General features: G+C 44.7%; 20 protein-coding genes and 2 pseudogenes. 20 read left to right on the top strand and 2 right to left on the bottom strand.

The features are described 5' to 3' along the window. The 3 genes from glrR to glnB all read left to right on the top strand — a co-directional run bounded on the left by glrR (window position 1) and on the right by glnB (window position 3,426). Complete coding sequence (gene glrR / locus Xmir_RS07450) at window positions 1-1,338, top strand: two-component system response regulator GlrR (protein ID WP_099113771.1); 1,338 nt, start codon at window positions 1-3, stop codon at window positions 1,336-1,338. Window positions 1,339-1,449: 111 nt separating this feature from the next. Then, a complete protein-coding gene (locus tag Xmir_RS07445; RefSeq protein WP_099113770.1) occupies window positions 1,450-3,072 on the top strand; it encodes an NAD+ synthase in 1,623 nt (540 codons plus the stop codon). Window positions 3,073-3,087: 15 nt separating this feature from the next. Continuing rightward, window positions 3,088-3,426, top strand: coding sequence for a nitrogen regulatory protein P-II (glnB, locus tag Xmir_RS07440; protein ID WP_045958055.1), 339 nt, complete (start codon window positions 3,088-3,090; stop codon window positions 3,424-3,426). A gap of 70 nt (window positions 3,427-3,496) precedes the next feature. On the opposite strand, the gene hmpA is transcribed toward glnB, so the two are convergent. Next, on the bottom strand, window positions 3,497-4,702 hold the full coding sequence (gene hmpA, locus Xmir_RS07435) for an NO-inducible flavohemoprotein (protein ID WP_279627211.1): 1,206 nt from the start codon (window positions 4,700-4,702) through the stop codon (window positions 3,497-3,499). A 344-nt stretch (window positions 4,703-5,046) separates the two neighbouring features. On the opposite strand from hmpA, the gene glyA reads away from it, so the two are divergent. Both glyA and Xmir_RS07425 read left to right on the top strand, forming a co-directional pair. Then, complete coding sequence (gene glyA, locus Xmir_RS07430) at window positions 5,047-6,300, top strand: serine hydroxymethyltransferase (RefSeq protein ID WP_099113768.1); 1,254 nt, start codon at window positions 5,047-5,049, stop codon at window positions 6,298-6,300. A gap of 90 nt (window positions 6,301-6,390) precedes the next feature. Beyond that, a complete protein-coding gene (locus Xmir_RS07425; RefSeq protein WP_099113767.1) occupies window positions 6,391-7,626 on the top strand; it encodes a 3-phenylpropionate MFS transporter in 1,236 nt (411 codons plus the stop codon). An 87-nt stretch (window positions 7,627-7,713) separates the two neighbouring features. Here the strand turns inward: Xmir_RS07425 and suhB are convergent, their stop codons facing one another. After that, window positions 7,714-8,517: an inositol-1-monophosphatase gene (gene suhB / locus Xmir_RS07420; RefSeq protein WP_099113766.1), complete on the bottom strand. Its 804-nt coding sequence runs from the start codon at window positions 8,515-8,517 to the stop codon at window positions 7,714-7,716. Window positions 8,518-8,642: 125 nt separating this feature from the next. On the opposite strand from suhB, the gene trmJ reads away from it, so the two are divergent. From trmJ to Xmir_RS28085, 15 genes and pseudogenes are all read left to right on the top strand, one after another. After that, window positions 8,643-9,377 carry a tRNA (cytosine(32)/uridine(32)-2'-O)-methyltransferase TrmJ gene (gene trmJ, locus Xmir_RS07415; RefSeq protein ID WP_099113941.1) on the top strand — a complete coding sequence of 245 codons (735 nt, stop codon included), beginning with the start codon at window positions 8,643-8,645 and terminating at the stop codon, window positions 9,375-9,377. Between the two features lie 163 nt (window positions 9,378-9,540). Then, window positions 9,541-10,035 (top strand): Fe-S cluster assembly transcriptional regulator IscR, encoded by a 495-nt coding sequence (gene iscR, locus Xmir_RS07410; protein WP_099113765.1) that lies wholly within the window; start codon window positions 9,541-9,543, stop codon window positions 10,033-10,035. Between the two features lie 49 nt (window positions 10,036-10,084). Beyond that, entirely contained in the window at window positions 10,085-11,299 is a 1,215-nt protein-coding gene (locus Xmir_RS07405; RefSeq protein ID WP_099113764.1) for an IscS subfamily cysteine desulfurase, read from the top strand. A 24-nt stretch (window positions 11,300-11,323) separates the two neighbouring features. After that, entirely contained in the window at window positions 11,324-11,710 is a 387-nt protein-coding gene (gene iscU / locus Xmir_RS07400) for a Fe-S cluster assembly scaffold IscU (protein WP_099113763.1), read from the top strand. A gap of 79 nt (window positions 11,711-11,789) precedes the next feature. Then, window positions 11,790-12,113, top strand: a complete 324-nt coding sequence (iscA, locus tag Xmir_RS07395) for an iron-sulfur cluster assembly protein IscA (protein WP_099113762.1) — start codon at window positions 11,790-11,792, stop codon at window positions 12,111-12,113. 43 nt (window positions 12,114-12,156) lie between these two features. Further along, on the top strand, window positions 12,157-12,678 hold the full coding sequence (hscB, locus tag Xmir_RS07390) for a co-chaperone HscB (protein ID WP_099113761.1): 522 nt from the start codon (window positions 12,157-12,159) through the stop codon (window positions 12,676-12,678). A gap of 37 nt (window positions 12,679-12,715) precedes the next feature. Continuing rightward, window positions 12,716-14,563: a Fe-S protein assembly chaperone HscA gene (hscA, locus tag Xmir_RS07385; RefSeq protein ID WP_099113760.1), complete on the top strand. Its 1,848-nt coding sequence runs from the start codon at window positions 12,716-12,718 to the stop codon at window positions 14,561-14,563. Between the two features lie 2 nt (window positions 14,564-14,565). Beyond that, window positions 14,566-14,901 (top strand): ISC system 2Fe-2S type ferredoxin, encoded by a 336-nt coding sequence (gene fdx / locus Xmir_RS07380; RefSeq protein WP_086956079.1) that lies wholly within the window; start codon window positions 14,566-14,568, stop codon window positions 14,899-14,901. Between the two features lie 14 nt (window positions 14,902-14,915). Beyond that, on the top strand, window positions 14,916-15,110 hold the full coding sequence (iscX, locus tag Xmir_RS07375; protein ID WP_099113759.1) for a Fe-S cluster assembly protein IscX: 195 nt from the start codon (window positions 14,916-14,918) through the stop codon (window positions 15,108-15,110). A gap of 160 nt (window positions 15,111-15,270) precedes the next feature. Next, window positions 15,271-16,566, top strand: coding sequence for an aminopeptidase PepB (gene pepB, locus Xmir_RS07370; protein ID WP_099113758.1), 1,296 nt, complete (start codon window positions 15,271-15,273; stop codon window positions 16,564-16,566). Window positions 16,567-16,708: 142 nt separating this feature from the next. Further along, window positions 16,709-17,137: an enhanced serine sensitivity protein SseB C-terminal domain-containing protein gene (locus Xmir_RS07365; protein ID WP_099113757.1), complete on the top strand. Its 429-nt coding sequence runs from the start codon at window positions 16,709-16,711 to the stop codon at window positions 17,135-17,137. Window positions 17,138-17,353: 216 nt separating this feature from the next. Continuing rightward, window positions 17,354-22,447 carry an alpha-2-macroglobulin family protein gene (locus tag Xmir_RS07360; protein WP_099113756.1) on the top strand — a complete coding sequence of 1,698 codons (5,094 nt, stop codon included), beginning with the start codon at window positions 17,354-17,356 and terminating at the stop codon, window positions 22,445-22,447. 70 nt (window positions 22,448-22,517) lie between these two features. Further along, window positions 22,518-24,866 carry a peptidoglycan glycosyltransferase PbpC gene (pbpC, locus tag Xmir_RS07355; protein WP_099113755.1) on the top strand — a complete coding sequence of 783 codons (2,349 nt, stop codon included), beginning with the start codon at window positions 22,518-22,520 and terminating at the stop codon, window positions 24,864-24,866. A 352-nt stretch (window positions 24,867-25,218) separates the two neighbouring features. Then, window positions 25,219-25,650: pseudogene (locus Xmir_RS07350) on the top strand (transposase); the annotation flags it as partial. A gap of 80 nt (window positions 25,651-25,730) precedes the next feature. Further along, window positions 25,731-25,872, top strand: a pseudogene (locus tag Xmir_RS28085) (IS110 family transposase); the annotation flags it as partial.

Below are 25,872 nucleotides of genomic sequence, written 5' to 3'. Positions count from 1 at the left end.
ATGACAGTACGCAATCCCGCCCATCTTCTTTTAGTTGATGATGATCCCGGCTTACTAAAACTATTGGGAATGCGTCTGACTAGCGAAGGGTTTCGTGTCACGACAGCAGAGAGTGGCCATGAAGGGTTGCGTATTCTGGTGAAAGATAAAATAGATCTTGTTATCAGCGACTTGCGAATGGATGAAATGGATGGTATGGCACTGTTTGCCGAAATTCAGAAACAGCACCCTGGCATGCCTGTCATTATTCTGACCGCTCACGGTTCTATCCCTGATGCAGTAGCAGCAACCCAACAAGGCGTATTTAGTTTCCTGACCAAACCCGTTGACCGTGATGCACTTTATAAAGCTATTGATGACGCTCTGGAGTTGTCAACGCCAGCTATAGATGGGCAATGGAGTGAGCAGATTGTCACGCGCAGCCCATTAATGTTGCGTCTGTTGGAACAGGCAAAAATGGTGGCTCTGTCTGATGTCAGCGTTTTGATTAATGGGCAAAGCGGAACCGGTAAGGAAGTCTTGGCTCAAGCCATCCATCGGGCAAGCCCCAGAGCGAAGAAACCTTTTATTGCCATTAACTGCGGTGCCTTACCTGAGCAGCTACTTGAATCTGAACTGTTTGGTCATGCCAAGGGGGCATTTACTGGTGCTGTCAGTAGCCGGGAAGGATTATTTTTAGCGGCTCAAGGTGGAACCTTATTCCTAGATGAGATCGGTGATATGCCGATGGCGCTGCAAGTTAAGTTATTGAGAGTCTTGCAGGAGCGGAAGGTTCGTCCATTAGGAAGCAACCGGGATATAGACATTGATGTCAGAATTATTTCTGCCACCCACCGTGACTTACCAAAAGCAATGCAGCGTAATGAGTTTCGTGAAGATCTCTATTACAGGTTGAATGTCGTTAACCTGAAAATTCCTGCATTGAATGAACGTGCGGAAGATATTCCTTTATTGGCCAATCACCTGTTACGAGAATCAGCCAAGCGCCATAAACCCTTTGTGCGTAGTTTTTCCACGAATGCCATGAAATGTCTGGTGGCAGCAAGTTGGCCGGGCAATGTTCGTCAATTGGTTAACGTCATAGAACAATGTGTGGCGTTGACGATGGCTCCGGTCATTAGTGATGCTTTGGTTATGCAGGCATTGGAAGGAGAAAATACGGCGCTGCCGACATTTGTGGAAGCTCGTGGGCAGTTTGAACTGAATTATCTGCGCAAATTGTTGCAAATGACCAAAGGCAATGTGACCCATGCTGCCCGCATGGCAGGGCGTAACCGGACTGAATTTTATAAATTGCTGGCACGTCATGAGCTGGATGCTAACGATTTTAAGGAATAACTTTCCTGCTATTCCAGAAATTCTTACACTGAATAGAAATTATCTATATTGACTGTCTTTAATTATGAATAAGACAGAAAGATGAATTATGGCCTAGGAGAGCCACATTCTATGAGTCGTACTCTTAATATTGCTCTTGCCCAGTTAAACTGGCTGGTGGGAGACATTGAAGGCAACTGCGAGCGCATGTTGCAGACAGTACAAGAACAGCAAGAAAAAGGTGCTGATCTGGTTATGTTTTCTGAATTGGCGTTGTCTGGCTATTTTCCTGAAGATTTGCTGTTCCGTCCCGATTTACACCAGCGTTGTCGTGAGCAGTTGGTACGTTTGCAGGAAGCGAGTTCCCAGATTGGTATTTTGGTTGGGCATCCGTGGCAACAAGATGGAAAACTCTACAATGCGCTTTCCTTATTTTGGAAAGGGGAAATTATTGCTCGTTACTTCAAACAGCTACTGCCCAATTATGGTGTCTTTGATGAAGAGCGTTATTTCAAGGCTGGTGACCAAAGCTGTGTTATACCATTCAAGGGATATAACCTGGGCTTATTGATTTGTGAAGACTTATGGTTTGATGCGCCGATTAATGCTTTGAAACAAGCCGGTGCAGAAATGATCCTGTCGATTAATGCCTCTCCTTACAATCGTGAAAAACCCAATATTCGCAGTACATTAATTAGAACCCACTGTCAGCGCATTCAACTCCCTATCATTTATCTCAATCAGGTAGGCGGGCAAGATCAGCTTATCTTTGATGGTTGTTCTAAGGTCTTTGATGCAAATGGTGAAATTACGCATCGTATGGCCGCCTTTGAAGAGCAGATCGAACAGTGCCGCTTCAATGACATGAAAATTGAACCCATGGCAAACCCCATTCCTCAATTGCCGCCACTTGCACAAATCTATAAGGCACTGGTTCTCTCTGTGCGTGATTATGTGCGGAAAAATGGTTTCAAAGGTGCGTTGCTTGGTTTATCTGGCGGGATTGATTCTGGTCTGACTTTGGCGATTGCTGTGGATGCCTTGGGTAAAGATCATGTGCAGGCCGTCATGATGCCATTCCGTTATACCTCAGAAATGAGCATTCATGATGCCAGAGAACAGGCGGAATTACTGGGTGTTGAATTCGACATAGCATCCATAGAACCCATGTTTGATGCTTTCATGGCACAGCTTGAACCTATGTTCGCCGGAACTGAAAAAGATACGACAGAAGAAAATTTGCAGGCCCGTTGCCGTGCCGTTATTTTGATGGCGATATCGAACAAACGTCATCGCTTGGTGCTGACGACCAGCAACAAGAGTGAATCAGCAGTCGGTTATTCAACCCTGTATGGTGATATGGCAGGGGGCTTTAATGCTTTGAAAGATGTCCCTAAGACTATGGTATTTGCATTGGCTAAATACCGTAATACAGTATCTCCGGCTATTCCTCAGCGTGTGATTGATCGCCCGCCTTCTGCGGAATTAGCACCGGATCAACTGGATCAGGACAGCTTGCCTCCATATGACATGCTGGATGCTATTCTTGAAGGGTATGTCGAAAAAGACAAATCAGTAGCTGACTTGGTTGCTGAAGGTTTTAACGAAGCCATTGTCCGCAAGGTGATCCGGCTGGTGGATATCAATGAATATAAACGTCGTCAGGCACCTATCGGCCCACGCATTACACAACGTGATTTTGGCAAAGACCGGCGCTACCCGATTACTTCTGGTTTCGGGCGTAAGAACTGGTAATAACAGGAAAACTTCATGAAAAAGATTGATGCAATTATCAAACCTTTCAAGCTGGATGATGTGCGTGAAGCTCTGGCTGAAGTGGGTATCACTGGTATGACCGTGACGGAAGTAAAAGGATTTGGTCGCCAGAAAGGGCACACTGAACTGTATCGCGGTGCAGAATATATGGTGGATTTTCTGCCAAAAGTCAAAATAGAAATTGTCGTACCGGATGATATTGTTGATACCTGTGTCGAGACAATCATGCAAATTGCACAGACCGGTAAAATCGGTGATGGCAAAATTTTTGTTTTCGATGTTGCCCGTGTGGTACGTATCCGAACTGGTGAACAGGACGAAGAAGCAATTTAAAACTAAATGGGAGATGATGTGTAACATCTCCCATTTTGTAATTGTTATCACTTGACCTGATTTAGCTGTATTAAATCACTTTATGTGGGCCAAAACATTCATAGTGGATATGTTGTTTATCAACACCCATTGCCAGAAGTTGGTTAGCAATAAATTGCATGAACGCTACGGGCCCACAGAAATAGAATTGCATTCCTTCTGCTGCTATTAATTCTTTTACGAGAGAAAGATCCATAAGCCCGGTATGCTGATAATGTATGCCTTTCTGATCTATATCTCGTGGTTCGCGATACCAAACCTGCGGATGCAAATTAGGCATGGATTGAGAAATTTCATTTACCTTATTTGAGAAGGCATGATAGCCGCCATGCTCTGCGGCGTGGAACCAATTCACTGTTCCTGTATGATGCTGATTATGCAGATGTTGTAGCATACTCATCATTGGCGTTAAACCTACACCCGCTGAAATCAGCGTAACGGGTGTATCATGCTGGACATCAAGGAAAAAATCACCGCGTGGCGCTGCCAGCATCACGAGATCACCTTCCTGTACTTTATCGTGCATGAAGTTTGAAACCTTGCCCTGAGATTCACGCTTAATCGCAATCTGGTAATTACTTCCGTTTGGTGCTGCGGTCAGAGAATATTGGCGAATTTCACGGTTCTCAAAAGCAGGATCTTCTATATAAATCCCTAAATATTGCCCCGGTTTGTAATCCATGACTTTTTCACCATCAACGGGAACAAACTCGAAGCTGGTAATAACGTCACTTTGTGGTTGTTTCCGGCTGACACGGAATTGACGTAATTCACGCCAACCGCCTTCCAGAGATTCACCACTTTGGTAAATTTCTTCTTCCCGATTGATAAAGACATTGGCCAGCACATTGTAGGCTTTTCCCCAAGCACTGAGAACTTCATCACCAGGATGGAACATTTCATCAATTGTTGCCAGTAAGTGCGTACCTACAATCTGATAATGTTCAGGCTTAATATTCAGGCTCGCGTGTTTATGAGCGATTTTTTCTACCGCAGGTAATAAAGCAGACAGATTATCGAGATTAGCAGCGTAAGCGCAAAGCGCATTGAAAAGCGCTTCCCGCTGATCACCGTTGAGCTGATGGCTCATGTTAAAAATATCTTTTAATTCAGGGTGATGCTTGAACATACGTTCATAAAAATGTGCAGTCAGCTTGGGACCTGTAGAAACGATTAATGGAATGGTGGATTTTATGGTTGCGATAACCTGACTATCTAGCATGGGGATCTCCTGAATTTTTCTCAAATGATGCTGAAGTCTATAAGCTGCATTTTAAATGCAACTTATAGTGTTTGGGAATAGATTCAATTGAGAAAAGAAGATCATCTTGATTTAAATCAAAAATTCAGAATTTGTATTACAAGAAACCCTGACTAAGATCACAAATATCATTGATAAAATGAGAATTGTTGATTCTATAGTCAGTTATTCAGCTTTCAATGCGCTGTTAATCCATTATGCAAACGTTTGCGTAAATTATCTTGTCAAGACTATCTCATTTGATAAAAAGAGTTTACACTGTGTGGCATTCTGGCCCTCAGGGGTATTTTTTAGAGAAGTAGCTGAGTCAGGAGAACCAAATGTTAAAGCGTGAAATGAATATTGCGAATTACGATCCCGAACTGTGGCAGGCGATGGAACAGGAGGTTTGTCGTCAGGAAGAACACATTGAATTGATTGCTTCTGAAAACTATACCAGCCCAAGAGTTATGCAGGCTCAGGGATCTCAGCTCACTAACAAGTATGCGGAAGGTTATCCGGGTAAACGTTATTACGGTGGCTGTGAATATGTTGATGTGGTTGAACAACTTGCGATTGACCGTGCAAAAGAGCTGTTTGGTGCAGATTATGCAAACGTCCAGCCACACTCAGGTTCTCAGGCTAATGCCGCGGTGTATATGACACTGCTAAAACCCGGTGATACGGTTTTAGGGATGAATCTGGCACACGGCGGTCATTTGACCCATGGTTCTCCAGTTAACTTCTCCGGCAAATTTTATAACATCGTACCTTATGGTATTGATGAAAAAGGTAAAGTAGATTACGACGATATCCGTGCCCAAGCGCAAAAACACCAACCAAAAATGATCATCGGTGGTTTCTCTGCTTACTCCGGTGTTGTTGATTGGGCGAAGATGCGTGAAATCGCCGATGAAATCGGTGCCTATCTGTTCGTTGATATGGCTCACGTAGCGGGTTTGGTTGCCGCTGGTGTTTATCCAAACCCAGTTCCTCATGCGCATGTTGTTACAACAACAACGCACAAAACTCTGGCTGGCCCGCGTGGTGGCCTGATTCTGGCGAAAGGTGGCGATGAAGAATTTTACAAGAAACTGAATTCTTCTGTTTTCCCAGGTTCTCAGGGTGGCCCACTGATGCACGTCATCGCGGGTAAAGCGGTTGCACTGAAAGAAGCAATGGAACCTGAGTTTAAGGTCTATCAACAGCAAGTTGCTAAAAATGCGAAAACCATGGTCGAAGTATTCCTGCAACGTGGTTATAAAGTTGTTTCTGGTGAAACGGAAAACCACCTGTTCTTGTTGGATCTGGTAGATAAAGATATTACGGGTAAAGATGCTGATGCTGCATTGGGGCGTGCCAATATTACTGTTAACAAAAACAGTGTGCCTAACGATCCGCGCAGCCCGTTTGTGACTTCTGGTATTCGTATCGGGACCCCTGCAATTACCCGCCGTGGCTTTAAAGAAGAAGAAACCCGTGAGCTGGCAGGTTGGATGTGTGATGTGCTGGATAACATCAATGATGAAGCAACCATTGAAAGCGTTAAGCAGAAAGTTTTGAACATCTGCGCAAAATATCCGGTTTACGCATAATTAAAAATAAAGAGTAGTTTAGTAATAAGCCCGACTCATGACGTTAGTTTTGAGCGGGTTTTTTTGTATTTGAAAAATGAGGGTATTTGGATGGTTATTCCATCAACATTTTGGCTAGGATTAGGTTATTTCACTTATTTTTTCTCTTTCGGTATCTTTCTACCTTTTTGGGCTGCCTGGTTAAAAGGTGAAGGCATTGAGCCTTCAATGATAGGAATATTGCTGGGTGTTGGATTGGTTGCCCGATTTATCGGTAGTCTGGTTATTTCTCCCACGGTAAAAGATCCATCAAAATTAATTAACGCGTTGCGATTCCTTTCATTGCTGGCGTTGCTTTTTGCGGTTGGATTTGTATTTGGTAGCCATTGGCTATGGCTTTTCTTTGTCATGATAGGTTTTAACTTATTTTTCTCGCCACTCGTGCCTTTATCGGATGCTTTGGCCGGAACATGGCAAAAACAATTTACTTTTGATTACGGCAAGGTAAGAGTCTGGGGTTCGATTGCATTTATTATCAGCTCTGCGCTGACTGGTATATTAATGTCTGCCAATGGAATAAATTTCTCAATCAGCAGCCTCGACATTGGCTGGAGTATGTCATTTGACAGTCTGAATAGCTGGATTGGCAAAGATGTGTTTGGAACACACCATATCATTCTCGCTTTCCTGATTTTCAGTATTACTGTCATGCTGCTGGGAATGATGCTGAAACCCGCCATTATGCCCGTTGGTCAAGAGAAGACCACGAATACTAATGCCGTCTCTTTTAAAGAACTTTTGTCTGAAAAATCTGTGTGGCAATTTTTAGTGTGTGTAACGCTATTGCAGGCTGCACACGCGGGTTACTATAGTTTTGGCACTATTTATTGGGAGAATGCAGGTTACTCGCCATCAACCATTGGTTATCTCTGGTCGTTAGGCGTTGTGGCAGAAGTCCTCGTCTTTACTTTCAGCAAACAGTTATTCCGTCGTTGGAGTGCACGTAATCTGTTATTGCTATCCAGCATCTGTGGTGTGATTCGTTGGGGATTAATGGGAACGTCAACGGAATTACCCGTGCTGATTATTATTCAAATCCTGCATTGCGGTACTTTTACCGTTTGCCATTTAGCAGCGATGCGTTTTATTGGAGCCAGAAAGGAAAATGAAATCATCCGATTGCAGGCGACTTACTCCGCTTTGGCAATGGGTGGAGGGATTGCTGTTATGAGTGTGATTGCTGGTTTTATGTATGAACATATCGATAGTGGTATATTTTGGGTGATGGCGTTGGTTGCATTACCTGCGCTGTTTCTGCGGCCAAAAGTTGAAGCTCAAGCACATTAATTAAAATGTTTGGCGATAAAAAAGGGCACCAATTAGGTGCCCTGAAAATAACATTGCTCAAATTATATTTATATAATTATTAACGAATTAACGTTTCAGTGCTTCCGTTAATTCTTCACGCATTTCAGACAAAATGTCTTTAACGATACGTGGGCTACCTGCAACGATATTGCCGGAATTAATATAGTTATGACCACCGACGAAATCGGTAACGATGCAGCCGGATTCACGTACCAGCAATTCACCGCCCATGAAATCCCAGGGTTTCAGGCCAATTTCGAAGAAACCATCTACGCGCCCGGCAGCGACATAAGCCATATCCAGTGCGGCGGAACCCGTGCGACGGAAATCCGCGCAACGATCAAATAATTTACCCAGTACATTCATGTAAGGGATAGAGTGCTGTTTGGCTTTGAATGGGAAACCAGTCGCAAGGATAGTACCATCCAGATCACGGGCATTGGTACCACGCAGACGATAGCCGTTTAATTGTGCGCCTTGACCACGAGTCGCGCTGAACAGCTCATTGCGCATTGGATCGTAAACCACGGAGACTTCAGTGCGGCCTTTAATACGCACTGCAATGGAAACCGCAAAATGAGGGAGACGTTTAATAAAGTTGGTGGTGCCATCCAGTGGATCGATAACCCATTGGAAATCGTTTTCTTCACCTAAGTGCTCACCGCTTTCTTCGGTAATAATTGTATGCTTAGGATAAGATTTACGGATAATGTCGATAATCAGCTGTTCTGCTTCATGATCAACATTGGTGACGAAATCATTACTGCCTTTTTGGCTTGCTTCAATGGCATCAGGGGTTTCGTAGCTTTTGGCAATGTAGTTGCCGGCCTTACGCGCAGCGCGTATAGCGATGTTTAGCATCGGATGCATGGGGTATCTTCCACCAGAATTTTAAAGAACGGGAAACAAATCGGCGCGCAGTATAGCAGTAGTTCGTCAAAATGACTAATGCTGTGTTAAGATATTCGGCTCTTATACTGAATTTAAAAGCCGTCATGTTAGAGAATATCCGCATTATTCTGGTTGAAACCTCCCACACGGGCAATATGGGATCAACCGCTCGGGCCATGAAAACAATGGGATTGACCAATTTGTATCTGGTGAATCCGTTAGTTCAACCTGATTCTCATGCTATCGCACTTTCAGCCGGTGCAAGTGACGTTATCGGCAATGCGACGATTGTGAGTACGTTGGATGAAGCATTAGCTGGGTGTGAATTGGTCATCGGAACCAGTGCCCGTTCCCGTACCCTTTCCTGGCCAATGGTTGAACCTCGTGAATGTGGTGAACGTTGTGTCAAAACGGCCAGCCACTCTCCGGTTGCGATTGTATTTGGTCGTGAACGTGTTGGGTTGACTAATGAAGAGCTGCAAAAATGTAATTACCATCTTTATATTCCGACAAATCCGGAGTACGGTTCATTGAATTTGGCGATGGCTGTCCAACTGGTTAGCTATGAAATTCGCATGGCGCATCTTTCAGCTCAGGAGCAACTAGAAAAAGCCTCTTCGTCAGATCATGAGGTAGAATATCCGGCTGTTGAGGATATGGAGCGTTTTTATCAACATCTTGAACAGGTATTGAACGAATCAGGCTTTATCCGCAAAGCGCATCCGGGTCAAATAATGAACAGGTTAAGACGGCTTTATACTCGTGCGCGGCCTGAAACGCAGGAGCTGAATATTCTGCGAGGTATACTAACTTCTATGGAAAAATGGGCCAGGAAATAACCGAGATCCAGCGGGAAGAACTAGCAGGAACAACCAAAAAATCTGAGGCAGACAGGTGAAAGGGCGGTCAAATAATAGTTGAGTGAATTAGTAGGTTAAATAGTTGACTAAAACACTCAGGAATGTCACAATTTCATCTATATTTCACCATGGAGTTTTTGTTATGAGACTGACATCAAAAGGACGTTATGCGGTAACTGCCATGCTAGATGTGGCGTTGCATTCACAAGAAGGGCCGGTGCCATTAGCCGACATTTCTGAACGTCAGGGAATTTCCCTTTCCTATCTTGAGCAGTTGTTCTCCCGCCTGCGTAAAAATGGTCTGGTTTCTAGCGTCCGTGGTCCAGGTGGCGGCTATTTACTGGGCAGAGATGCCGGTAAGATTTTCGTTGCCGAAGTGATTTCAGCTGTTGATGAATCTGTTGATGCAACTCGTTGTCAGGGCAGAGAAGGCTGTCAAGGCGGTGATCGTTGTTTGACGCACACATTGTGGCGTGACCTGAGTGATCGCATCACAGGTTTCCTGAGCAGCATCAGTTTAGAAGAATTAGTAAATAACCAAGAAGTGTTAGACGTTGCTGATCGTCAAGACGGCGATAAGCGCCGTACACCGAACGGCAGGCCTCAAGAGACGATTAACGTTAACCTGCGCGCATAACCTTGCGGCAAATAAAAGTATTAAAAGTGTCTTACGGAGCATGTGAGCAATGAAATTACCCATTTATTTGGACTATTCAGCAACAACACCAGTCGATCCACGTGTTGCTGAAAAGATGATGAACTATCTAACTATGGACGGGATTTTTGGTAACCCAGCTTCCCGTTCACACCGTTTTGGTTGGCAGGCTGAAGAAGCGGTTGATATCGCGCGTAATCAAATTGCTGATTTGATCGGCGCAGATCCGCGTGAAATCGTGTTCACTTCAGGCGCTACAGAGTCAGATAACCTTGCGATTAAAGGTGCTGCAAAATTTTATCAGAAAAAAGGCAAGCACATTATTACCAGCAAAACGGAACACAAAGCGGTTTTAGATACTTGCCGCCAGCTGGAGCGTGAAGGTTTTGAGATCACTTACCTTGCACCAATGAGCAATGGCATGCTTGATCTGAAAGAGCTGGAAGCCACTATGCGTGAAGATACGATTCTGGTTTCCATCATGCACGTCAATAATGAAATTGGTATTGTCCAAGACATTATGACCATCGGTGAAATGTGTCGTAGCCGTGGTATCATTTTCCATGTTGATGCAACTCAAAGTGTTGGCAAATTACCTATCGACCTCAGCAAACTGAAAGTTGATCTGATGTCTTTCTCTGCTCATAAACTTTATGGCCCTATGGGTATCGGTGCACTGTATGTTCGCCGTAAACCTCGCGTGCGTATTGAGGCACAGCAGCACGGTGGTGGTCATGAGCGTGGTATGCGTTCAGGTACATTGCCTGTTCACCAGATTGTTGGTATGGGTGAAGCTTACCGTATTGCAAAAGAAGAGCTGGAATCAGAAGCAGAACGCCTGCGTGGATTGCGTCTGCGTTTGTGGAACGGTATTAAAGATATTGAAGAAGTTTACCTGAACGGTGATTTGGAACTGGGTGCGCCGCACATTCTGAATGTCAGCTTCAACTATGTTGAAGGTGAGTCGTTGATGATGTCATTGAAAGATCTGGCAGTTTCTTCTGGCTCGGCATGTACTTCTGCGAGTTTGGAACCTTCCTATGTCCTGCGGGCACTGGGTATGAATGATGAACTGGCACACAGTTCTATTCGTTTCTCTTTGGGGCGTTTTACCACAGAAGAAGAAATAGACTATGCAATCAAGTTGATTCTCAACGCGATTGGTCACCTGCGCGATCTTTCTCCATTGTGGGAAATGTTCAAACAGGGTGTGGATCTCAGCACCATCGAATGGTCTCATCATTAATCAGACGGTTTCAGGAGTAACGACATGGCTTACAGCGACAAAGTAATTGATCACTATGAAAACCCACGTAATGTTGGTTCATTCGACAGTGAAGATCCTTCAGTGGGTAGTGGTATGGTAGGGGCACCCGCTTGTGGTGACGTCATGCGGCTGCAAATTAAAGTCAACGATGAAGGCATCATCGAAGATGCACGTTTCAAAACTTATGGCTGCGGCTCTGCGATTGCATCCAGCTCTCTGGTAACAGAGTGGATGAAAGGAAAATCGCTGGAACAGGCTGAGGCTATCAAAAATACTCAGATTGCTGACGAACTGGAACTACCGCCAGTGAAAATCCACTGCTCTATTTTGGCAGAAGATGCAATCAAAGCTGCTATTGCTGATTACAAGAGTAAGCGCCAAGCAAAATAACTATTTTTTAAATAGAAAATAATTCTGGTGGATATTGGTTCAATATCCACCTTTACTAGTTTTAAAAGTGAGGTGTTGTATGTCAATTTCCCTGACAGAAAGTGCAGCCCAGCGTATTTTGGCCTTTCTTGACAATCGAGGAAAAGGTGTCGGGTTGCGTTTGGGAGTGAGAACTTCCGGCTGCTCTGGTATGGCATATGTACTTGAATTTGCTGATACAGTTAATGAAGAAGATCAGATTTTTGAAGATAAGGGCGTGAAAGTCATCATTGACGGTAAAAGCATCCTTTACCTTGATGGCACTGAGTTGGATTTTGTCAAAGAAGGTCTGAATGAAGGCTTTAAATTCAACAACCCCAATGTTTCCAGCGAATGCGGTTGTGGGGAAAGCTTCCACGTTTAAACCCATTGTTTGACTCCGCACTTTGCGAAACTAAGAGTAACTTATGGACTACTTTACTTTATTCGGGCTGCCTTCGCGTTATGCGATTGACCGTGAGTTGTTGGCGACCCGTTATCAGGAATTGCAGCGTCAGTTTCACCCAGATCGTTTTGCCAACCAACCTGAACGTGAAAAAACGCTGGCACTCCAACAAGCTGCTACCATCAATGCAGGTTACCAGACGCTAAAACATCCCCTGAAACGCGCAGAATATATGCTTTCTCAGCAAGGGTTTGATCTATCCAACGAACAGCACACGATGCAGGATACGGCTTTCCTGATGCAGCAGCTGGAGTTACGCGAAGAGCTTGATGACATCGAACATAGCACGGACCCAGAAACAGCACTGACCCATTTTTCATCTCGCCTCAATAAAATGATTAAAACTCGTAGTGAGCAGATGGAGCATCAGTTAGACGCTGGCGAATGGTCAACGGCAGCCGATACGGTTCGTAAATTACGCTTTTTGGATAAATTGCAACAGCAGGTTGAACAACTGGAAGAGCGGTTGCTGGATGATTTTTAGCTGAGATAATTAGCTGAATAGATTTATAGGGGCACACATGGCTTTATTACAAATCAGCGAACCTGGTCTATCTGCCGCACCTCACCAGCGTCGTCTGGCTGTGGGGATTGATCTTGGTACGACTCACTCACTGGTTGCGACTGTCCGCAGTGGTCAGGCGGAAACGTTGGCAGACAGTGAAAACCGTCACTTACTGCCTTCCGTTGTACAATATCGCAAAGAAGATATTCAAGTTGGTTGGCAGGCTCGTCAGCAAGCAGCATCCGATCCCGCCAATACCGTGAGTTCCGTCAAACGTATGATGGGACGCTCTTTGGCTGACATTCAGCAACGTTATCCCAACCTGCCATATCAACTTCAGGCAAGTGAAAACGGTCTGCCATTGATCAACACCGTGGCGGGCTTGGTAGATCCTATTCAGGTTTCTTCTGAGATATTGAAATCGTTGGCACAACGGGCAGAAGAAACCTTGGATGGCAAACTCGATGGTGTTGTGATCACGGTTCCTGCCTACTTTGATGATGCCCAACGTCAAGGCACCAAAGATGCTGCGCGATTAGCCGGTTTGCATGTTCTCCGACTTTTGAATGAGCCTACAGCCGCTGCTATTGCTTATGGCCTTGACTCAGGTCAGGAAGGTGTGATCGCGATTTACGATCTTGGTGGCGGAACATTCGATGTTTCTATTCTCCGCCTTAGCCGTGGCGTATTTGAAGTTTTGGCAACGGGAGGCGATACCGCACTGGGTGGTGATGATTTTGACGCATTATTAGCGAATTGGATCCGTGAACAGGCCGGAATTAGCAATCACGATCATGGGTTACAGCGTCAGTTATTGGATATTGCCACTCAAACCAAAATTGCCTTGAGTGAAGCGGAGAGTGCGGAAATCCGGATTGTTGACTGGGAAGGTAGAATTAGCCGAACAGAATTTAACGAATTGGTTGCTTCTCTGGTCAAACGCACATTACTTTCCTGCCGCAGAGCACTGAAAGATGCGGGTGTTACCGCGGATGAAGTATTGCAAGTCGTCATGGTTGGTGGTTCAACACGAGTGCCATTAGTGCGCAGTATGGTAGGGGAATTCTTTGATCGTGAGCCATTGACCTCTATTGATCCAGATAAAGTCGTGGCTGTCGGCGCTTCAATTCAGGCTGATATTTTGGTGGGTAACAAGCCTGATAGCGAAATGCTATTGTTGGATGTCATCCCCCTGTCACTTGGTTTAGAAACGATGGGAGGGCTAATTGAAAAAGTCATTCCACGTAATACCACTATTCCTGTTGCAAGAGCGCAAGAGTTTACCACTTTCAAAGACGGTCAAACTGCGATGAGCATCCATGTGGTGCAAGGTGAAAGGGAGTTGGTCAATGATTGCCGGTCACTGGCACGGTTCACATTGCGTGGCATTCCGCCATTACCGGCTGGTGGTGCACATATTCGCGTGACTTTTCAGGTCGATGCTGATGGTCTATTGAGCGTCAGCGCATTGGAGAAATCTACGGGTGTTGAAGCTTCTATTCAGGTAAAACCTTCCTATGGTTTATCAGATGAAGAAATCGCACGCATGCTGAAAGACTCCATGACTAATGCGCAGGAAGATATTCAGGCCCGTAAATTGGCTGAACAAAAAGTAGAAGCCGCCCGGGTTCTGGAAAGTTTAACCAGCGCACTGGAAAAAGATGCTGACTTACTGAGTCAGGAAGAACATGCTGCCATTGACGCAGCTGCACAAGTATTAATTGAAAGCGCTCAGGGAGCTTCCCCTGATGCGATTGAAAGTGCAATTAAAGAATTGGACAAACAAACGCAGGAATTTGCCGCGCGCCGTATGGACACATCAATCCGCCGGGCTTTGGCGGGTCATTCTGTGGATGAGATTTAATTATGCCTAAAATTGTATTTTTACCTCATAACGAACTTTGCCCTGAAGGTGCAGTATTGGACGCTAAGGAAGGCGAATCAATTCTGGATGTTGCACTGCGTAATGGCATTGAAATTGAACACGCTTGTGAAAAATCTTGTGCATGTACCACCTGTCATTGCATCGTCAGAGAAGGATTTGACTCACTGGAGGAAAGTGCTGAACTGGAAGATGACATGTTGGATAAAGCATGGGGGCTGGAGCCAGAAAGCCGGTTGAGCTGTCAGGCCAAAGTCGCTGATGAGGATTTGGTCGTAGAAATCCCTAAATACACCATCAACCATGCCCGTGAGCACTGACAGGAGGACGAAAAATGAAATGGTCTGACAGTCGTGATATTGGCGAAGCGCTGTATGATAAATTTCCGGATCTCGATCCCAAAACAGTACGTTTCACCGATATGCATGAATGGATTTGTGAACTGGATGGTTTTGATGATGATCCACAGAAATCCAATGAAAAAGTATTGGAAGCTATCTTGTTAGTGTGGCTGGATGAATATGAGTAACGCGACATTTGTTTAAGACAAAAATAGCGCAAACTCACTGATTCTTGCTCAATAGCTTGGCATAGTCTGCATTTAATGGAAAACTGGCAATTGCCAGTTTTTTTACATTAATAAACCCTTACTGTGAAACAGTGAATAATAAGATAAGAAGTGAGAGAAAATGACAAAACAAATCATGCCGATAACACTGTCTTATGAGCCAGCTAATGCTTGCTGGGGTGAAAAAGCACTAATTAGTTCGAGTGAGCAAGGGATCACCATTCACTTGGAAGGTCATGGAAAATTAGGCGCAATTCAACGCGCAGGGCGTAAAGTTGACGGGCAGGGAATTCGCAACATTGCTCTAGTGGGTGATGGTTGGGATCTGGAAAGGAGTTGGGCGTTCTGGCTGGGCTTTCGTTCACCTAAGGGCCTGCGCACGATTGAATGGCCGCAGTTATCTGTGTCGGAAAAGCAAGAACTGGAAAGAAGGATCAAATTCATTGATTGGGTACGCGATACCATCAATCTTCCAGCAGAAGAATTAGGGCCAGAACAGCTCGCTCAGAGAGCCATTGATTTGCTGACTGGCGTAGCAGGTGATGCCGTTAGTTATCGGATTATCAAAGGAAATGACCTGCGTGAGCAGGGTTACATGGGAGTCTATACTGTCGGTCGTGGATCTTCGCGTGATCCTGTTTTTCTGGCATTGGATTTCAACCCGACAAAAGAGGCAAAAAACCCTGTTTTTGCCTGCTTGGTCGGTAAAGGCATTACCTTTGACTCTGGCGGATATAGCATCAAACCATCCAGCTCCATGGATTCCATGAAATCGGATATGGGCGGTTCGGCAACATTAGCGGGAGCCTTGGCTCTTGCCATTAGTCGAGGCTTGAAGCATCGCGTAAAACTGTTCCTGTGCATTGCAGACAATATGGTGAGCAGCAATGCTTTCAAATTGGGCGATATTATTCGTTATCGCAATGGCAAAACGGTTGAAGTGATGAACACGGATGCGGAAGGGCGTCTGGTTCTGGCTGATGGTTTGATTGATGCCAGTGCAGAAAAAGCACCACTGATTGTTGATGCTGCAACTTTAACGGGCGCCGCAAAAATGGCAGTAGGAAGCGATTATCACTCTGTGTTCAGCTTTGATGATCAATTGGCATCTGATTTGTTATCAGCGGCTGATACTGAAAATGAACTGTTCTGGCGTTTACCGCTGGCTGAATTCCACCGTAGCCAATTGCCATCCAATTTTGCCGATCTGAACAACATTGCCTCACCTGCACATTCCGCGGGAGCAAGCACCGCAGCCGCGTTCTTGTCTCACTTTGTCGAAAACTACAAAAAAGGCTGGGTACATATCGACTGCTCAGCAACTTACCGTAAGTCATCGGTTGAGCAGTGGGCAGCAGGTGCAACGGGATATGGCGTGCGTACTATTGCTAATTTACTGTTAGCGAAAGCGAAATAAAAGCGAAGAAGTAAAAAGCGAAGAAGTAAAAAGTCACATTTTCAAATTACCTTTCTTGATAGCCTCTCTTAATGGGGGGCTATTTGATTAAACTTTTCAATAGCTTTAACTGTAATTCAAACAGCATTGTTCGGAGATTTTCATGAGTTTATCAAATGGGCCTGTCGCTACCGAAATAAAAGTTCCTAGCGGAAGCAGTATCACTCTGAGTCAGCCAGAAGAACAACCGGCTCAGCTTATTGAGGCGTTGATTAATTTATTCAAACAACATAAACCCATTCGGCGTGCTTTTCTGGTTATGGCCCATGATAAAAATGTAGATGAAAAACCTAATCTATTAATTGGCTTAGAGTTTAGCGGAACACTATCAGGCGATGAAATAAGTTTGTTGATTCAAGAAGCGGGTGAACTGGCTTGCGAATATCTTGATGAAGATGAATCGGTCGATTTTTGCTTGCTTGATGAGAAAGAAAGGGGCATTAGTCATTATCTGATTCAGCATACTCAACCCTTCTACCAACGGAAATTAGGTAGTTGGTTGAGGGATACTATCCCTGTTATCAATCAATAATGACTAAGTGTAATTTGATTGCAATTATTCAACCAATATTGCGAGAGACATCGAAAATCTGAAAAAACATAGGGTAAAAGTGCAGGGAGAATTTTATTCCAGCCAGAGAATTCGCTATTTTTTCTGCGCATTAGTTATGTGAAATAGGAAGTACCATAATGAATATCCAAAAAAATAATATTCTGGATTATCCGGTAAACAACAAGGGTTATGGTTATGTATCAAAGTCAATTTTGGCAAAAGACTACAAGGAGAAAACGATACCTTGCGGTCATGATTGCTTCGTTATTTGCACTGTTTGTACTGTCAGGATGCGATCAGGCTGATAATACAGACAAAACTAAAACAGAAAACATCGAAAAACAGAACATTTCATTACCTCAGAATAAGCAGGTGGCCGATAATGAAAAATCGGAAACTTCGACTGCTCAATTAACCGTATCAGCCACAGAAAAAACAGTTACTGAAAAAGAAAGTCCTGAAAAGCAGGTGACTAAAAAAGAACAACGTTATGCGGGTAAAGATGTCACTATCTTAGATGCCTCTGAGCTGCAATTGGACGGTGCTAGTGCGATGGTCGTGACATTCTCCGTTCCTTTAGATCCGAATCAAGATTTCTCACAAAAATTGCATCTTGTTGATATTAAATCGGGGAAATTGGATGGAGCATGGGAACTTTCCAATAACCAGATGGAGCTTAGGTTACGTCATTTACCACCGGCACGTGAGTTACAGTTGACTGTTGATGAAGGTGTCCAAGGTATAAATGAGCGTCGATTGGTGACTGCCTATGAAAAAAAATTTAATACCGCACCTATTACGCCATCGGTAGGTTTTGCCAGCAAAGGGGTGTTGCTACCCAGTAAGGCTGCGGAAGGATTACCGATTTTAGCGCTCAATGTTAATAGCGTAGATGTCAATTTTTTTAGAATCAAAGATGCGTCATTACCCTCATTCATTGTTAACTGGCAATACAGCAGTAATATGAATTACTGGGAATCCAAGGAATTACTGCAAGAAACGGAATTAGTCTACACCGGTCGTTTTGATCTCAATCCTACTGCCAATACCCGTGAAAAATTATTACTGCCAATTAATAACATCAAAGAATTACAAAGAGATGGCGTCTATCTGGCAGTGATGCAACAAGCGGGAAAATACACTTATAGCCATCCAATTACTCTGTTTACATTAAGTGACATTGGCGTTTCCATGCACAGCTACCTGAACAGGATCGATGTATTTACCCAATCACTGGCACAAGGATCTAGCCTGAAAGACGTTGAGATTCGCCTGTTGGATGTAAAAGGGCAGCTTTTGACAAAGGCAATAACGGACAGTGATGGTCACGCCTCTCTCGAAAAAACGGATAAAGCAAAGTTGCTGCTGGCCACTCAGGATGGGCATACCAGCATTATCGACTTGAATTCTCCGGCGTTAGATCTTTCTGAATTTGATATCGGAGGCCCTCAGGGATACAGCAAACAGTTTTTTGTTTTTGGCCCACGGGATCTTTATCGGCCGGGAGAAACGCTGATCATTAACGGTTTACTGCGTGACGCTGATGGTCGTCCACTTAAATCACAGCCAGTTAAAGTAGATGTATTGAAAGCGGATAATCAGGTTGTTCGTAGTTTTGTTTGGCAAGCTGAAAACGGGTTGTACCAATATCGTTATCCGATACCTCGCGAAGCTGAAACGGGAATGTGGTCATTGCGATTTGATGTAGGTGATAACATCCCACGTTATTACAAATTTAATGTTGAAGATTTCATGCCTGAACGTATGGCATTGGAAATTAAAGGAAACGTCAATAATCAGCCGATATTGAAAGACCAAAATATTGAGTTCGCTATAACGGGCCGTTACCTGTACGGCGCACCTGCTGCTGCTAATCGTTTGCAAGGGCAATTGTTCTTGCGTCCAGCCCGTAATGCAGTGGCGCAATTACCAGGGTATGAATTCGGCTCTGTACAAGAAACTGATTTGATACGGACATTGGATGAATTTGATTTCACTTTAGATAGTGAAGGAAAAGCAAATCTCTCTGTCAGTGATAGTAACTGGAAATCCGTTACATCACCTGTAAAAGTCATAGTACAGGCCAGCTTGCTGGAATCAGGCGGGCGTCCGGTGACACGCCGCGCAGAGCAGGCTATTTGGCCGGCCGAACAGCTAGTTGGGGTGCGTCCACTGTTTAATAAGAAGTCCATTTATAATTATCGCATTGGTCGTGATGACAACCGCTATAACGTGGATGAAAATTCGCTGGCGGAATTTGAAATCGTTTATGCGGATGCAAACGGCAAAAAACATGCTATATCAGAATTAAGGGCACGTTTGATATATGAACGGCGTGATTATTATTGGCGTTGGTCAGACGATAAAGGTTGGGACTTTGGTTATGACCAGAAAGATTTGGTGATGGCTGATGAGCCTGTCCAGATTGCGAAAAATGGTATCGCTAAAGTCAGTTTTCCTGTTGATTGGGGATCTTATCGCATTGAGGTAGTGAACCCTCAGAATCAGCTTGTCACTAGCCTGAATTTCTGGGCCGGTTATTCATGGCAGGATAATACCGGGGGTACAGGCGCAGTTCGTCCGGATCAGGTCAAATTGTCACTGGATAAACCCGCTTATAAGCCGGGTGAGAAAGTGAAGCTGCATATGATTGCACCGCAGGAAGGTAAAGGTTATTTGTTGGTAGAATCCAGCGATGGCCCATTGTGGTGGCAGGAAGTAGACGTACCGGAGAAAGGTTTAGATATTGATGTTCCGATTAATCAAGCGTGGGCCCGTCATGATTTATATATCACAGCCGTTATTGTACGTCCGGGAGATAAATCTCGTCAGGCAACGCCTAAGCGAGCGATTGGCGTACTACATCTGCCACTGATGGACGAAGGGCGTAAGTTAAATCTGACCTTAAATGCACCTGATAAGATGCGCCCAAATCAGGATCTTACTGTCAGAATCAAGGCCACACCTCAACAGGGACAAGAACTTCCTAAACAAGTCTATGTTTTGCTTTCAGCAGTGGATACAGGAGTGTTGAGCATTACTGATTTTAAAACCCCTGATCCTTATGATGCTTTCTTCGGTCGTAAGCGCTACAGCGTTGACCAATATGATGTTTATGGTCATTTGATTGAAGCAGAAGGGCGTCAGGCTAACCTGCGCTTTGGGGGAGACGGTAGCGATAGCTCACTTGATCGGGGCGGCAAAAAACCACTGACAGAAGTTAAAATCATCGCAGAACAAGCCAAGCCAATTACATTAAATGCTAATGGAGAGGGGGAAATTACCCTGCCGATCCCTGATTTCAATGGGGAGCTCAGGCTGATGGCGCAGGCATGGAGTGGTGATGAATTTGGTCACAGTGAACGTAAAATCGTTGTAGCCGCGCCAGTCATTACTCAGATGTCATTGCCTCGCTTTATGGCGGGAGGCGATCAATCCCAATTGTCGCTGGATCTCACCAATTTGACTGAACAGCCACAAGTATTGACGCTGAACTTTGCGGCTGAGGGGTTGGTTAAATTACAAGACGTGACAAGTAAAAAACTTTTACTGGAAAAAGGAAAGCGGACAACAATTCAAATTCCTGTCAAAGCAGATTACGGTTTTGGGCAAGGTGAAGTGTTCCTGACGGTGAATGGCCTGAACTTACCTGACGAAAATCTGAAACAGTATAAAAATAGCTGGAAAATTGGCGTTCGCCCTGCATATCCAGCTAAAACTATTCAATTTGCTGATGTGATCGAGCAAGGGCAGAATTGGCAGTTACCACTGACGGCTATTACTGGTTTGGAACCCAATACATTGGAAGGACAGTTATTGCTGACCAGCAGACCGCCATTGCAAATCGCACGCTATATTCGTGAATTGTATGCTTACCCTTATGGCTGTCTGGAGCAAACAGTAAGTGGGCTTTATCCATCACTCTATTCCAATCAATCTGAATTGAAAAAACTGGGTATTAAGACACAAAGCGATGAAAAACGTCGGGCAGCAATTGAAGCAGGAATTACACATTTGCTAAGTATGCAGCGCCATGATGGCGGCTTTTCATTGTGGAACCGTAATGGCGATGAAGAGTTCTGGTTGACTGCTTATGCGACAGATTTTCTGTTCCGTGCAGGCCAGCAAGGCTACAGCGTGCCGGTCGATGCCTTGAAAGCGGCCAATAACCGTTTACTGCGCTACCTACAGGATAAAACCATTATTAGTGATCGTTACAGCAGCTTACGGTCTGCGACACAATTTTCTGTACAAGCTTATGCCGGGTTAGTTTTGGCAAATCAGCAAAAAGCACCGCTGAGTGGATTGAGACAACTTTATGAGCGTCGGACACAGGCTGGAAGTGGCTTGTCTCTCGTTCAGTTGGGTATTGCACTGAAAATGATGGGGGATAATACTCGTGGTAATGAAGCGGTTCAGTTAGGGGTTGATAAATCACGCGAACCTGGCTATGGATTGGGTGATTACGGCAGTACTATCCGTGATAACGCACTGATTGTTGCCTTGCTGACAGAGCACAACATGTTGCAGAAAGAGCGGGATAATAAATTGCTCAATTTATCCAATGAACTGACAACTCGTCACTACTTCTCGACACAGGAAAGTAATTCTCTTTATCTGGCAGGGCGTTACTTTATCGGCGCCACTGAACAACCATGGAAGGCAGCGATTAACCAGCAAATGCCACCATTTAACAGTGACAGTGCATTGACTGAGTCGTTAACTGCGGAGCAGATCTCGAAAGGTATAGATATCAGTAACCGTGGTGGTAGCACGTTGTATTCACGCCTGAATGTAGTGGGTTATCCACTGAATACTCCGAGCCCTTATTCAAACGTTCTGAAAATTAAGCGTACTTACCTTGATTTGGCAGGAAATCCAGTTTACATCGAACGCATGAAAAGTGGAGAGATGGTCATTGTGAAGCTGGAAGTGAGTGCGAATCAATCAGTGCCAGACGCCTTGGTGGTTGATCTACTGCCAGCAGGATTGGAAATTGAAAACCAAAATCTGGCAACCAGCAGTGCCAGCCTGAGTGAAAGTGCGGCAGGTTTGCAAGATCTTGTTGAGGAAATGCAAGAAGCTGATATACGTCACATTGAATACCGTGATGATCGCTTTGTTGCCGCTGTTGCTGTGCCATCCTATAACTCAGTGACATTACTGTATCTGGCTCGTGCGGTCGCACCGGGAGTTTATCAGGTGCCTGCTCCGCAGGTTGAATCCATGTATGTTCCTAATTGGCGTGCAGTGGGTGTAACCAACGCAAAACTGGAAGTTGTCCGCTAATTATTATCAGCCCCTATTATTGGGATAGGGGCTCTTTTCTTTCGAGTGCAGTTTTTCGGATACAGTTTTAATGAGAAGATTGTCTTCCCGCATTTATCTGCCTATTTTGGTAGGTATTCTGTCTATCTTGTTGCTACTTTCTGCCGCAGTGTGGTTAGCAGATAAAACCTGGCCGTTGCCAATACATAACGTCAAAATGGCGCGAGTAGTGGTGGGATCTGACGGCTCACCATTGTGGCGCTTTGCTGACAACGAAGGGATTTGGCGTTATCCCGTCAAGTTAGATCAAGTTTCTCCTGAATATCTTCAGGCATTGTTGACCTATGAAGATCGTTGGTTTTACAAACATCCGGGTATCAATCCTGTCTCTTTACTAAGAGCGGCATGGCAGGATATTCGTGCAGGAAAAATTGTGTCGGGAGGAAGTACCATTTCAATGCAAGTTGCCCGACTGATTGATCCCCATCCACGTACCTTTGCCGGAAAATTCAGGCAAATTTGGCGCACGCTACAACTGGAATGGCATTATTCAAAAGATGAAATTTTGGAGATGTATCTGAATCGTGCGCCATTTGGTGGCACATTACAGGGCGTTGGGGCGGCTAGCTGGGCTTATTTGGGGAAATCGCCGTCAGAGCTTTCATCCGGTGAAGCGGCATTATTGGCTGTATTGCCACAAGCTCCCAGCCGATTACGGCCAGATCGCTATCCGGAACGGGCACAAGCCGCTCGTGACAAAGTATTACAGCGATTGGCGCAATATAATGTTTGGTCAGTGAAAAAAGTGGCTGATATTAAGGAAGAAAATGTCTGGCTGGCTCCGCGTCAGGTTCCTCACCTTGCGCCATTACTGGCAAGACGAATGATTAATGAAAACCAACAGGAAGTTATTCAAACGACGATTGACACCAGTTTACAACGCCAACTGGAAGATATAGTACTTCACTGGAAATATCAATTGGCAGCAAAAACATCAATGGGTGTCTTGGTTGTTGATCACACCGACATGTCTGTCAAAGCTTACATTGGCTCTGTTGATTTTCAGGATGACAGCCGTTTTGGGCATGTGGATATGATAAGTTCATGGCGCTCACCGGGTTCCACACTCAAGCCATTCTTATATGCTATGGCGTTGGATGATGGGCTGATTCATGGTGAATCTTTATTACAGGATGTTCCTCGCCGTTTTAATGATTATCGTCCGGGTAATTTTGACAGTGGTTTTAATGGGCCAGTGAGTGCCAGTGAAGCGTTGATAAGATCATTGAATTTGCCTGCGGTGCAGCTTCTTGAAGCTTATGGTGCCAAACGATTCACCGCCAATTTACGTAACGTGGGTATGAGGTTGCGTTTCCCATTGGGCAGTGAACCGAACTTAGCTCTTATTCTGGGAGGAACTTCTGTTCGTATGGATGAGTTGGTTGCAGCCTACAGTGCTTTTGCCCGTCAGGGAAAAGCATCTCCAGTGCGCTTTACACCACAGCAGAAAATACGGGATAGGCAACTGTTCTCTGTCGGGGCGGCTTGGATAGTCAGAAGGATTATGGCAGGAGAGGGACGTCCCCAACCTGATAATGTTTTACCGGCCGAAGTGCCACTGGCATGGAAAACAGGGACAAGCTACGGTTATCGTGATGCTTGGGCAATTGGTCTGAACGCCCGTTACACCATAGGGGTTTGGGTTGGCAGGCCGGATGGAACCCCTATTGTTGGCCAATTTGGTTATGCCACTGCGATCCCTGTCATGAATCAAATCAACGGATTGTTAATGGAAAATTTACACTATAGCTCAATGCGTACCCCTATTGATCCGAGACCAGCCAGTGTCAGTCAGGCGACTATTTGTTGGCCAAGTGGCATGGCTTTTTCTCAGGAAAGTGTTTCCCGGGAAGACAACAATTGTCGCCAGCGCCGTCTGAGCTGGATTTTGGATAATACCATTCCCCCCACATTGCCTGCTGTTGGACAAGAAGGCCTTTCAGGGATCAACGAACGAGTATGGCTGGATAAAAATGGCTTGCGTGTTGCCCCTGATTGTCCTGATGCCAAGCCGGAGACAGTTGTCTTATGGCCAATTACACTGGAAGCATGGCTGCCTGTTAAAGAGCAGCGGGCAAATCGGCTTCCTCCCATTAATCACCAATGCCCGCCCATGAAAGTGGATGAATCGCCATTGTTGATTATCGGGGTGCGTGAAGGAGATGTACTGAAACGCATTCCGGGTCAAAAGGATTTGGATTTACGAATAACAACGCAAGGAGGCAGTGGTAAACAATGGTGGTTTTTGGATGGTGAACAAGTTGCTGTGACAGAACATAATCAGTCATGGGTTAAGACATTATCGCAACCGGGAAAGTATCAGCTTAGTGTGCTGGATTTGAGTGGGCAAATCAGCTCTGTCAATTTTGTGTTGAAGTGACTTATTCGTTGGTCATGGGAAGTCAACCATGAGATACGGAATTATCTTTTAAAACATGGTATTAGCCATGTTTTTTTTGGTGTGTGAATATAACACGTCTGTTTTTCATTCTTCTTTTGTGATAAAAAATTATCGTTTTACATTAATTTTCGTCTATAATTCAAACGATACTGGCAATGGATGATAAAAATGATGAACACAGAAAAACTCACACGAATAACGACACTCAGTTTAGTCATGTCTAAATTATCGTTGTTAATTAACCCGAATTCTGGATAAGGAATTGACGAGGGGCCTGTTCCAGGAGCAATGTTTTGGTGCACGCCGAAACAGCTCTGGGGAGGAACAGGCTATGGACAACTTAGTTGAAATTTTCTGCGGTGTCGATGACTTTTGCCGTTTTTTCATTCCACAATGGGAGCAATTTTGTCTCAATAAAGGATATCGCCTACGTCGCAGAAAAGGGCACATGTATCCCAGTGAAATCATGACCATTTTGATCCTCTTTCACATGTCACATTACCGTAACTTTAAAGCCTTCTACTTGGAATTCCTGTGGAAATATCACCATCGTGATTTCCCCACTTTGCTCAGTTATACCCGTTTCGTCAGTGTTGCACCTTCCGTTTTGGTACCACTGTGCCGTTATCTGACGCAATTAAAAGGAAAACCCACCGGCATTGCGTTTATTGATTCCACCAGTTTGAAAGTTTGCCATAACATCCGTATTCCCCGCCATAAGGTCTTTCAGGGAGTAGCTCAACGCGGAAAAACTTCAATGGGGTGATGTGATGGACGTCCCCTTTTTCAGTGGAAAATAGTGCCATCTTTTATCCGATGCACTGAATTTCGGGAGAACATCTCATGAGTACGATCAAAGTAGTGGGTATTGACCTCGCTAAAAATATCTTTCAAGTTTGTGTCTGGATGGAAGACGGAACTGTTGCTTCGAACCGAAAAATCCCACGACAAAAATTGCTTGATACCCTACGGGTTTTTCCGCCTA

Source organism: Xenorhabdus miraniensis (genome assembly GCF_002632615.1).
This window is presented reverse-complemented; position numbering and strand designations above follow the sequence as displayed.

Bases quoted from the DNA above. Each gene is read 5' to 3' on its own strand.
- glrR (WP_099113771.1), top strand. From the start codon at position 1: ATGACAGTACGCAATCCCGCCCATCTTCTTTTAGTTGATGATGATCCC.
- Xmir_RS07445 (WP_099113770.1), top strand. From the start codon at position 1,450: ATGAGTCGTACTCTTAATATTGCTCTTGCCCAGTTAAACTGGCTGGTG.
- glnB (WP_045958055.1), top strand. From the start codon at position 3,088: ATGAAAAAGATTGATGCAATTATCAAACCTTTCAAGCTGGATGATGTG.
- glyA (WP_099113768.1), top strand. From the start codon at position 5,047: ATGTTAAAGCGTGAAATGAATATTGCGAATTACGATCCCGAACTGTGG.
- Xmir_RS07425 (WP_099113767.1), top strand. From the start codon at position 6,391: ATGGTTATTCCATCAACATTTTGGCTAGGATTAGGTTATTTCACTTAT.
- suhB (WP_099113766.1), bottom strand. From the start codon at position 8,517: ATGCATCCGATGCTAAACATCGCTATACGCGCTGCGCGTAAGGCCGGC.
- trmJ (WP_099113941.1), top strand. From the start codon at position 8,643: ATGTTAGAGAATATCCGCATTATTCTGGTTGAAACCTCCCACACGGGC.
- iscR (WP_099113765.1), top strand. From the start codon at position 9,541: ATGAGACTGACATCAAAAGGACGTTATGCGGTAACTGCCATGCTAGAT.
- Xmir_RS07405 (WP_099113764.1), top strand. From the start codon at position 10,085: ATGAAATTACCCATTTATTTGGACTATTCAGCAACAACACCAGTCGAT.
- iscU (WP_099113763.1), top strand. From the start codon at position 11,324: ATGGCTTACAGCGACAAAGTAATTGATCACTATGAAAACCCACGTAAT.
- iscA (WP_099113762.1), top strand. From the start codon at position 11,790: ATGTCAATTTCCCTGACAGAAAGTGCAGCCCAGCGTATTTTGGCCTTT.
- hscB (WP_099113761.1), top strand. From the start codon at position 12,157: ATGGACTACTTTACTTTATTCGGGCTGCCTTCGCGTTATGCGATTGAC.
- hscA (WP_099113760.1), top strand. From the start codon at position 12,716: ATGGCTTTATTACAAATCAGCGAACCTGGTCTATCTGCCGCACCTCAC.
- fdx (WP_086956079.1), top strand. From the start codon at position 14,566: ATGCCTAAAATTGTATTTTTACCTCATAACGAACTTTGCCCTGAAGGT.
- iscX (WP_099113759.1), top strand. From the start codon at position 14,916: ATGAAATGGTCTGACAGTCGTGATATTGGCGAAGCGCTGTATGATAAA.
- pepB (WP_099113758.1), top strand. From the start codon at position 15,271: ATGACAAAACAAATCATGCCGATAACACTGTCTTATGAGCCAGCTAAT.
- Xmir_RS07365 (WP_099113757.1), top strand. From the start codon at position 16,709: ATGAGTTTATCAAATGGGCCTGTCGCTACCGAAATAAAAGTTCCTAGC.
- Xmir_RS07360 (WP_099113756.1), top strand. From the start codon at position 17,354: ATGTATCAAAGTCAATTTTGGCAAAAGACTACAAGGAGAAAACGATAC.
- pbpC (WP_099113755.1), top strand. From the start codon at position 22,518: ATGAGAAGATTGTCTTCCCGCATTTATCTGCCTATTTTGGTAGGTATT.